Genomic DNA, 9474 nt, shown 5'->3' with positions numbered 1-9474 from the left:
GGACGAAGGCATCGACGAGGCGCTGCTCGACTACATCGCCCGTCGTGAGCGCGAGATTCCGGCGGTGGACGAGTTGAACACCGAACACTGATCCCTGTGACTGGCCGCCCCCCGGGTACGAATTGGCGGGGCGGTCACTTTTTCCCGGAACCCGCAGATGAAGATCACCGAGATCCACGTCTACGCCCACGACCTGCCGGTCGTCGGCGGCGCCTATCGGATGGCGATGACCGAAGTCAGCAGCCTGCCGACGACTTTGGTGAAGCTGGTCAGCGACACCGGCCATGTCGGCTGGGGCGAGACCTGCCCCGTTGGCGCGACCTATGCCGAGATGCATGTCGGCGGCGCGCGGGCTGCCTTGCAGGCAATGGGACAGGGGCTGATTGGCTGCGGGGTGGCCCCGGTCGTGCTGCATCAGCGGATGGACAGCCTGCTCAACGGCCACAACTACGCCAAGGCCGCCATCGACATCGCCGCGCATGACCTGCTGGGCAAGGCGCTGGGGGTTTCCGTCGCGACGCTTCTGGGTGGGGCGCTGACCACCCTTGTGCCCTCCTACTATTCCACCATCGTCGGCGACCCGGACGAGACCGCCCGCATCGCGGCGCAGAAGGCCGGCGAGGGCTATCCCCGCCTTCAGATCAAGGTCGGCGGGCGGGCGGTTGCGCAGGACGTGGAAACCGTCCGCAAGGTCTGGGAGAGGGTCCGGGGCACCGGCGTCCGGCTGGCGGTCGATGGCAACCGCAGCCTGACCACCCGCGATGCGCTGACGCTGTCCCGCGACTGCCCGGAGATTCCGTTCATCCTGGAACAGCCCTGCAACACGGTGGAGGAACTGGCGCGGATCCGCCAGCAAGTCAGCCACGGCATCTACATGGACGAGACCGGCACCAGCCTGAACACGGTGATCACGGCTGCGGGCACCGGGCTTGTCGACGGCTTCGGCATGAAGGTCACGCGGATCGGTGGGTTGCATCCAATGCGCGCCTTCCGCGACATCTGCGCCGCCCGCAGCCTGCCGCACACCTGCGACGACAGCTGGGGTGGCGACATCATCGCCGCGGCTTGCACCCATATCGGCGCGACCGTGCAGCCAAAGCTGATGGAAGGCGCCTGGATCGCGCAGAGCTACATCGACGGTCACTACGACAGCCGGAACGGGGTGAAGATCGAGGGTGGGCATATCCGCCTGCCCGAAGGCCCGGGACTGGGCGTGGTGCCGGATGACGGGATGTTCGGGGCACCAGTTGCTTCGTTTGGATGAGGGAAAGATGAGCGATCTGAAGGGCAAGAAGGCACTGGTCACGGGGGCCTCGGGCGGCATCGGTGCGGCGGTGGTCAAGGCGCTGCGGGCACGGGGCGCGCTGGTGGCGGTGGCCGACCGGGACGTTTCGGGAGTGGAAGCCGAGGCGCATCTGCCGGGAAACCTGCTGGAGCCAGCCTATGCCGACGGTCTTCCGGCGGCAGCGAAAGCGGCGCTCGGGGGCCTCGACATCGTGGTCAACAACGCCGGCGTGATCACCCGGGGCAAGGTCGACGAGACCTCGGACGCCGACTGGGACCTGTCGGTGGGCGTGAACGTCGAGGCCCCGTTCCGCATCTGCCGGGCGGCGATTCCGCTGCTGCCGCCGGGCTCGGCCATCGTCAACGTGGCGTCGTGCTGGGGCCTGCGGCCGGGACCGGGACATGCGGTCTATTGCATGACCAAGGCCGCCATCGCCTCGCTGACGCAATGCATGGGGATGGACCACGCGGGAGCGGGCATCCGCATCAACGCCGTCGCCCCGAACGAGGTCAACACGCCAATGCTGCGAACGGGTTTCGCCAAGCGCGGGTTTGACCCGGATACCGCAGTGGCCGAACTGGGCAGGACCGTGCCCCTGGGCCGGATCGCGGAACCGGAGGATATTGCCGAGGTGATCCTGTTCCTCGCCTCGGACGCCGCGCGCTACATTGTCGGCACGGTGGTCGAAGTGAACGGCGGGAAGCCCGTGAAATGAGCGGGGGCAACATGCGGTTCGCGGGCAAGGTCGCGCTCGTCACGGGCGGGCGGATGGGCATCGGGCAGGCCATCGCCCGCAGGCTCCGGGACGAGGGCGCGCGAGTGATCACCGCACAACGCGGGCGGGATGCCGAATTCGAGGCCATCGAGGCGGATTTTGCCGATCCCGATTGCCCGGCGGTAGCCATCGCCGAAGTGATCGCGCGCGCCGGGCGGCTGGACGTGCTGGTGAACAACGCAGGTTTCATGCAGGAGGCGCGGGCCGAGGACATGTCGCTCTCGGACTGGAACCGGATGATCGCCATCAACCTGACGGCGCCGTTCCTGCTGATCAAGGCGGCGCTCCCGCATTTGCGGGAAAGCCGGGGGGCCATCATCAACATCGGCAGCATCGAAGGCATCGGCTGCAACCCGCATCATGCCGCCTATTCGGCGACCAAGGCCGGGCTGCACGGGCTGACCCGGGCCATCGCGGTCGATCACGGGGCCGAGGGCATCCGCTGCAACGCCGTCGCTCCCGGCTGGATCGACACCGATCTGGCCGAGGCCTATATCGACAGCTTCCCCGATCCGGCCGCCTTCCGCGCGGGCATTGCCCGCATCCACCCGGTCGGTCGCACCGGCAAGCCCGAGGACGTGGCGGCGCTGGTGGCCTGGCTGGCCTCGGAAGAGGCGGGCTTTGTCGCCGGTCAGGTCTGGACTATCGACGGCGGGCGGATGGTGCAGTTGAGCCTGCCGTGATCTGTTAAGAATCGGTGAATGCCCGCGACCAAGCCCTTGATTTCTTGGGCTCCAAAAATCTGTCCACCGTGGACACTCCCCTTCACGCCCAGATGTCGCCCAGCGTGTAGCCGTTCGGCAGCGGGTCCTCCGGGTCCAGGACCAGCGTGTTGAACCCGGAAATCCAGGCGCGGCCGGAGATGGTCGGGACCACCGCCCTGCGGTCGCCGATCCGGGCCTCCTCGACCAGCCGCCCGGTATAGACCGTACCCAGGATACCCTGGTGGCGGAAGTCCCGGTCCAGCGGCAGCTCTCCCTTGGCATGCAGGACGGCCATCTTGGCGCAGGTCCCGGTCCCGCAGGGGCAGCGGTCGATGGCCCCGGTCCAGGTGGCGGGGTCGTCCCAGTTCAGCGGGCCGGTCGCCATCGTCACGGCGTTCTTCCAGTCGGCGTTCGGGTCGTCCGACGGCCCGGACAGCTGCGAGATGGTGATTCCGACACCGGGGTAATCGGGGTGGGCGACCGGGAGTTGCTCGATGGCCGCCTGCCGGATGAGGGAGGAGACGCGCGTGATCTCGGCCCCGTGTTCCGGGATCAGCTCCAGCCCCTTGAACTGGCGTACGTCGGCGATGACGTAGAACATGCCACCCCAGCCGACATCGACGCGGACCTTCCCTAGATGCGGCACGTTGATTTCCGCGTCGAGGTGGGCGGCGAAGGCGGGGACGTTGCGGAAGGTGACGGCCTTGACCTTGCCGCCCTGACAGTCGGCCCTCACCCGGATCAGCCCGGCGGGGGCTTCGAGGGTCAGCTCGGTGACAGGCTCGACCATCGGCAGGATCCCGGTCTCCAGCAGCACGGTGACGACGGCGATCGTGTTGCCGCCCGACATCATCGGATACTCGACCTGCTCCATGATGATATAGCCCGCCTGGGCCTCGGGATGCGAGGGCGGCACGAGGAGGTTGCAGCAATGCGCCGGGTAGCCGCGCGGTTCGCGCAGCATCAGGAGGCGGAGCTGGTCGTCGTTCGCCTCCAACCAGCGCATCTTTTCCTGCACCGACGCGCCGGGAATATGTCCGACGCCGCCGGTGATCACCCGCATCGGGATGCCGGAATGGGTGTCGACGGCATTGATCATGCGCTTGAAGGTCATCGGTCAGTCCTGTTCATTCTGCCCCGGCGCGCCATTCCTTGAAGCGGAGGAAGGCGTTGGCGCCGAGTGTGGAGAAGGGTTGCGGCGGCAGGCGGGTCGGCTCGGCGTCGCGGTCGAAGTGGCGGGTCACGTCGGTTGCAAGGCCCATCGCCAGCTCGGCAGCGGCAATGCCGGTGAGGGTGGAGCGCGCGGTGCCAAGGCCGTTGCAGACGGTGGCGGCGTAAAGGCCCGGTTCCAGCTCGCGCGCGATGGAGACGGCATTGCGCGTCAGGCAGAGGTGCCCGGCCCAGGTGTATTCCTGTTTGACGCCGGAAAGTGCCGGGTAGCGGTCGGCGAATTTCTGGCGGTGGACGGCGGCGGTGCGTTTCAGGGCGGCGTCGGACGGCTCCATTCCCGGCAGGAAGCTGGCGCAGGTGCGGGTGATGATCCGGTTGCCGCCCAAGGCGGTGTCGATCCGGCGCATGGTGGTGCCCATCGGATCGGACGGGGTAACGCCCCAGCGCGGCTGGCCGCCCAGCGCTGTCAGGGTTTCGGGGGGCAGGTCCACGGTCATCGAGGCGTAGAGGAAGACGTGCATCAGCCGGTTTGAGGCCAAGCCGAAGCTTTCGAGATGGCCGTTGTTGGCGAGGACGACCTTGTCCGCAGTGACGGTGCCGTGCGGGGTGGTGAGGGTCCAGCCGCTGCCTTGCCTTGCGAAGGCGGTGACGGGGGTGTTCTCCCAGATGCCGGTGCCTGCGGCGCGGAGCCCTTCGCCGAAGCCGCGCACCAAGCCTGCGGGTTGCAGCATCACCGTCCCGGGGGTGTAGAGGCCGGAGACATAGTGGCGGCTGCCGGTAAGGTCGAACATTCCTTCGGCATCGAGCCGTTCGTTGGGTTCGCCAAGGCTGGTCAGGTGATCGGCGTAGGAGCGATTGAGGGCGTCGGCACTGGCAGAGGCGGCGCCGTTCACCTTGCCGATGGGATCGAAATAGTCGGGCTTGATGCCGTAGTCCTGCACCGCGCCTTTCGCGAAGGCGATGGCCTGCCGGTTCAGCGCGATCATGCCCCGGTCGTCGCCGTGCCCGGCATAGTCGTCCGAGGTCAGCTCGTGCGGCAGGTCGATCATGAAGCCGGAGTTGCGGCCCGAGGCGCCTTCGGCGAGGCGGGAGGCCTCCAGCACGGCGATGGTGAGCGTCGGGTCCAGCTGGCGGAGACGGCGGGCGGCGGCAAGGCCCGCGAAACCGCCGCCGATGATGGCGATGTCGACGGTTGTATCACCGGGAAGCGGCACGGGGGCGGGCTGACCGGGCAGGATGGCGGACCAGGCGGCGGGCCCCTTGTGGACCGGGGTGCGGCGGGCGGTGAATGCGGTCAATTCGGTTCCCCGTCTTCTGGCAGCCCAAGGCGCTTGCGGAAGCCGTTCAGGCCACGGCGCAGGTCATCCTTGGCCGGACCCATCGCGGCGCGCAAGGTGGCGTTGAAACCGCCCTCGGTGGACAGTTTGCGAAGGGCCTCGGCCAGCTCGCTTCGGGTTGCGCGGGCGGGCAGATAGGCGCGGATCATCGCGGCGACATAGGCCTCGGCGCTGGCGGCGTCGCCGGTGAAACCCGACAGCCAGTCGGCGGTGGTTTGCAGCTGGTCGAGGATCGGCGAGCAGAGCGCCGAGGCACCGATATGGGCACTGAGGGCGGCTTCATTGGCAAGGGGAAGGATCAGGTTTCGGGCGCCGAAAAGCGCGTCGAGCGCAGGAGAGAAGGGGTAGACCGGCAGGGGGCAGCCGCCCTGCGCGATGGGTGGCAGGGGGATGGTGCTCGCGATGTCGGTCGCGGGGGCGCAGAGGTTCCTGAGCTTGACCAGGGGTGCATCGACCATCACCGAGATGATGGCCTGACCCTCGCGGAACGGCAGGCCGGGAAGGATGTCCTCGGCGACGCGGGCGAGGAGGCAGAGGAAGACCACGTCGGACTTGGCGACGACGTCTTCGTTGGGCGCAATGGAGACTTCGGGGACCTCGGCGGCGAGGGCCGCCGCAGTGGCAGCGTTGCGGGGCGAGACCAGGATGCTGTGTCCCTGCCCCGCCAGCCCGCGCACCATGGCGGCGGTGATCTCTCCGGTGCCGAGGAACCCGAGCCGCATGTCAGTCGACGGCTTCGTCCGCGTCGTCAGCCAGGTCGACCCAGATGGTTTTCACCTGGGTGTACTGGTCATGGGCGTGGATGCCGTTGTCGCGTCCGCCGAAGCCCGATTGCTTGAACCCGCCGAAGGGGGTGGAGATGTCGCCCTCGCCGAAGGAATTCACCGTGACCGTCCCGGCCCTCAGCGCCCGGGCGCCGCGGAGGGCGCGCTTGACGTTCGAGGTGAAGATCGAGGCCGCGAGGCCGTATTCGGTGGCGTTTGCCAGCGCGATGGCCTCGTCGAAGCTGTCGACGGTCAGGACGGAGAGGACGGGGCCGAAGATCTCCTCGCGGGCCTGTTTCGCGTCTCGGGCGACGTCGAGGATGGTGGGTTCGACGAAGCCTTTCTCGGCCTTGCCGCCGAGGATGACTTTCGGGCCCCCCGACTTTCCATCGGCGTCGAGGTAGGAGGCAACCTTGTCGAAATGCTGTTTCGAGACCAGCGCGCCCACCCGGTTCACGGGATCAAGCGGATCGCCCATCGGCCATTCGCGGGCATGGGCCACGATGCGTTTCAGAAGCGCATCCTTCACCCCCTTCTGCACGATCAGGCGCGAGGAGGCGGAGCAGTTCTCGCCCATGTTCCAGAAGGCGCCGTTGACGATATGGGCGGCGACGCGGTCGAGGTTTTCGGCATCGTCGAGGACCACGGCGGGGTTCTTGCCGCCCATCTCCAGCGTGACTTCCTTGAGGTTGGACTCGGCGGCGTAGCGCAGGAAGCGGCGGCCGGTTTCGGTGGAGCCGGTGAAGGAGACGGCGTCTATGTCCATGTGGCGGCCGATGGGTTCGCCGACGTCGGGGCCGGTGCCGGGCACGACGTTGAAGACGCCCGCCGGGATGCCCGCCTCCATCGCCAGTTCGGCCATGCGGAGGGTGGTGAGCGGGGTCTCCTCGGCGGGTTTCACGATGACGGAACAGCCTGCGGCCAGCGCCGGGCCGATCTTCCAGGCCAGCATGAGGAGCGGGAAGTTCCAGGGCAGGACCAGGCCGACGACGCCGACGGGTTCACGGACGATCATGGCGATGTGGTTGTCGGAGGCCGGGGCGACCTGGTCGTAGATCTTGTCGATCAGTTCGGCGTGCCAGGTCAGGCAGTTGATCGTCTCGGGGACGTCAACCTGTTCGCAGTCGTAGATGGTCTTGCCGGAGTCGAGGCTTTCCAGAACCGCCAGCTCACGCGCGTGGCGCTTCACCAGCTTCGCCAGCTTGATCAGGACCTCTTTCCGTTCCTTCGGATGCAGGCGCGACCAGCGGCCATCCTCGAAGGCGTCGCGGGCCTTCTGCACCGCAAAGTCCACGTCTTCCGGCCCGCAGGCGGCGACTTGTGCCAGCACTTGCCGGGTGGCCGGGTTGATCGTGTCGAAGGTCTTGCCGCTGACGGCCGGGCGGAAATGGCCGTCGATGAAGGCGGTGGTCGGGAAGGTCAGACCGGCGGCGATGGCCTTGTATTCTTCGGTGGTGAGAAGGGACATCGGCGTTACTCCGCGGTGATCTGGGCGATGGTGGTTTTCAACACGCGCACGGTCTGTTCCAGCTGGCGCTTGTCGTCCTTGTTCAGGCCTTTCAGCGGCGGGCGCGGCGGACCGGCATAGTTGCCCATCATCTCGCAGCCGTGCTTGATGCACTGGATGAACTTGCCGCCCTGTTCGAGGACCCGCATCAAGGGCATCAGCGCCGACATGATCCGGCGGCCCTTGTCGAAGTTGCCCTCGACCGCGCAGGCCTTGTAGAGCGCGAGGTGTTCGGCGGGCAGGAAGTTGGACCCGCCGCAGACCCAGCTGCGCCCGCCCCAGGCGAAGAATTCCAGCGCCTGATCGTCCATGCCGCAGGACATCTGGATATGCGGATAGTCGCGGGCCAGAAGGTGCACGCGGTTGATGTCGCCCGAGCTTTCCTTGATGGCGCAGAAGTTCCGTGACCGGCCGACGCGGTCGAGGAACTCCTCGCCCATGTTGATGCCCATGCGACCCGGGTAGTTGTAAAGCATCGCGGGAAGGTCTGCGGCGCGGTCGATGGCCAGCGCGTTCAGCGCGTTTTCGCGTTCGGTGGGGACGGAATAGGGGGGCGAGCCGATCAACACGCTGTCCGCGCCGATCTTCGCGGCATGTTCGGCCATGGCAAGGCTGTCCTCCAGCCGGATCGCCACGGTGCCGACCATCAGATGCGTGCGGCCCTTGGTGACGTCGCGGGCTAGCGAGGCCATTTCCATCCGCTCCTGCATCGACTGGGCATAGTATTCCCCGGTCGAACCGCCGTTGATGATGCCGTGGACACCAGCGGCCATCAGCCATTCAAGCTGGGCGACAAAGGCGTCGCGGTCGATGCTGCCGTCTTCCCGATGGGGCGTGATGGCGGGGGTGTAGATGCCTTCGAACTTCATGAGGCTCCTCGTGTCTCGGTGGCCCCGGGCGCGCGGCCCAGGGGAATGGTCATGCTTTCGGGGGTGACGAAGCTTTCGATCTGGGCGCGGGAAAGCTCCCAATGCGCGACGGCCAGAGCGGCGGCGGCATCGGCATCCCCGGCTTCGATCAGGTCGATGAACTGGTCGTGCTGGTCGGCGGCAAGCTCGCGTTGCTGGGCAAGGGCGAGCTTGCGAGGGTTGTAGAAGGTCATCCCGATACGGGTGTGGTCGATGAGCAAGCGGCGCAGGGACGGCGTCAGGTATTCGTTGTCGGCCATGTCGCCGATGATGGAATGGAATCGCTCGTTGCCAAGCGCCCGCTCTGCCGCGTCGCCGGACTTGATCGCCTGCCGGAAGGCCCACTGGCATTCCTTCAGCTTCACGATCTGCGCTGGGGTTGCATGTTCCGCCGCCAACCGGGTCGTGGCGGCATAGATCATCGGCGCGGCGACGAAAAAGTTGCGCATGGTCTTGTGCGTCATCGGCGCGACCTGCGCCCCGCGGTTTTCGTGCAGGACGACATAGCCTTCCCCCGCGAGCTGGCGCAGCACCTCGCGCAGGGGCGGGCGGGAAATACCGTAGATTTCCGAGAGTTCCGTCTCATCCAGATAGACGCCCGGCTCCAAAGCCTCGGTCAGCACCCGGCGGCGCAGGTCCTCGATGCACTGGGTCTTCTTGCTGCGGGAATCGGTGTCCAACTGTTCTCTCCTGCCTGATCCGTGCCTGCCTTCAAGGTGAATCAGGTAGCCTGCCTTCTGTGTAGTCGGATAAAATACATATTGTCTACAGTCAAGATTTATGATTGTAGTACGACAGCGAGGGGAGAGAATCTGCATGGCCGAGACCCGCGAGGACGTGATCCGCTGCGAAGGCATCTGGAAGATTTTCGGCGACAGGTCGCGGCAGGCGATGGAGGCCGTGCGCGCCAAGGGTCTGTCGAAAAAGGCGATCCGCGAGGAGTTCGACTGTGTCGTTGGCGTGCAGGACGCAAGCTTCAGCGTGGGCCGGGGCGAGATCTTCTGCATCATGGGATTGTCGGGGT

At 66.8% G+C, this 9474-nt stretch carries 9 protein-coding genes and 1 pseudogene; 4 read left to right on the top strand and 6 right to left on the bottom strand.

Features of this window, described 5'->3' with window-relative positions; all coding sequences use genetic code 11:
* Nucleotides 1-157 precede the first annotated feature (157 nt).
* Genes JNL31_RS17090 through JNL31_RS17080 form a run of 3 tightly spaced genes read left to right on the top strand, consistent with a single transcriptional unit; the run spans nt 158 to nt 2743 of the window.
* Entirely contained in the window at nt 158-1264 is a 1107-nt protein-coding gene (locus JNL31_RS17090; RefSeq protein ID WP_294975869.1) for a mandelate racemase/muconate lactonizing enzyme family protein, read from the top strand.
* A 7-nt stretch (nt 1265-1271) separates the two neighbouring features.
* Complete coding sequence (locus JNL31_RS17085) at nt 1272-2000, top strand: SDR family oxidoreductase (RefSeq protein ID WP_294975866.1); 729 nt, start codon at nt 1272-1274, stop codon at nt 1998-2000.
* Nucleotides 1997-2743, top strand: a complete 747-nt coding sequence (locus tag JNL31_RS17080) for an SDR family oxidoreductase (protein WP_294975864.1) — start codon at nt 1997-1999, stop codon at nt 2741-2743. Before JNL31_RS17085 ends, JNL31_RS17080 begins: the two co-directional genes overlap by 4 nt.
* Nucleotides 2744-2825: 82 nt before the next feature.
* Here JNL31_RS17080 and JNL31_RS17075 read toward each other — a convergent pair whose 3' ends face one another.
* From JNL31_RS17075 to JNL31_RS17050, 6 genes are read right to left on the bottom strand one after another with little or no spacing between them, the layout of a single operon-like run.
* The gene (locus tag JNL31_RS17075; RefSeq protein WP_294975862.1) at nt 2826-3878 is read right to left on the bottom strand and encodes a proline racemase family protein; all 1053 of its coding nucleotides are present in this window, start codon (nt 3876-3878) and stop codon (nt 2826-2828) included.
* 13 nt (nt 3879-3891) lie between these two features.
* On the bottom strand, nt 3892-5232 hold the full coding sequence (locus JNL31_RS17070; protein ID WP_294975859.1) for an FAD-binding oxidoreductase: 1341 nt from the start codon (nt 5230-5232) through the stop codon (nt 3892-3894).
* The gene (locus JNL31_RS17065) at nt 5229-5993 is read right to left on the bottom strand and encodes an NAD(P)-binding domain-containing protein (protein WP_294975856.1); all 765 of its coding nucleotides are present in this window, start codon (nt 5991-5993) and stop codon (nt 5229-5231) included. Before JNL31_RS17065 ends, JNL31_RS17070 begins: the two co-directional genes overlap by 4 nt.
* Nucleotide 5994: 1 nt before the next feature.
* Nucleotides 5995-7503, bottom strand: coding sequence for an aldehyde dehydrogenase (locus JNL31_RS17060; RefSeq protein WP_294975855.1), 1509 nt, complete (start codon nt 7501-7503; stop codon nt 5995-5997).
* 5 nt (nt 7504-7508) lie between these two features.
* Nucleotides 7509-8411: a dihydrodipicolinate synthase family protein gene (locus tag JNL31_RS17055; RefSeq protein WP_294975852.1), complete on the bottom strand. Its 903-nt coding sequence runs from the start codon at nt 8409-8411 to the stop codon at nt 7509-7511.
* Nucleotides 8408-9130 (bottom strand): GntR family transcriptional regulator, encoded by a 723-nt coding sequence (locus JNL31_RS17050; RefSeq protein ID WP_294975849.1) that lies wholly within the window; start codon nt 9128-9130, stop codon nt 8408-8410. Before JNL31_RS17050 ends, JNL31_RS17055 begins: the two co-directional genes overlap by 4 nt.
* A gap of 136 nt (nt 9131-9266) precedes the next feature.
* On the opposite strand from JNL31_RS17050, the pseudogene JNL31_RS17045 reads away from it, so the two are divergent.
* A pseudogene (locus JNL31_RS17045) lies at nt 9267-9474 on the top strand (glycine/betaine ABC transporter); the annotation flags it as partial.

Origin of the sequence: Tabrizicola sp. (assembly GCF_016792905.1) — a bacterium.
Taxonomy (GTDB): domain Bacteria; phylum Pseudomonadota; class Alphaproteobacteria; order Rhodobacterales; family Rhodobacteraceae; genus Tabrizicola.
This window is presented reverse-complemented; position numbering and strand designations above follow the sequence as displayed.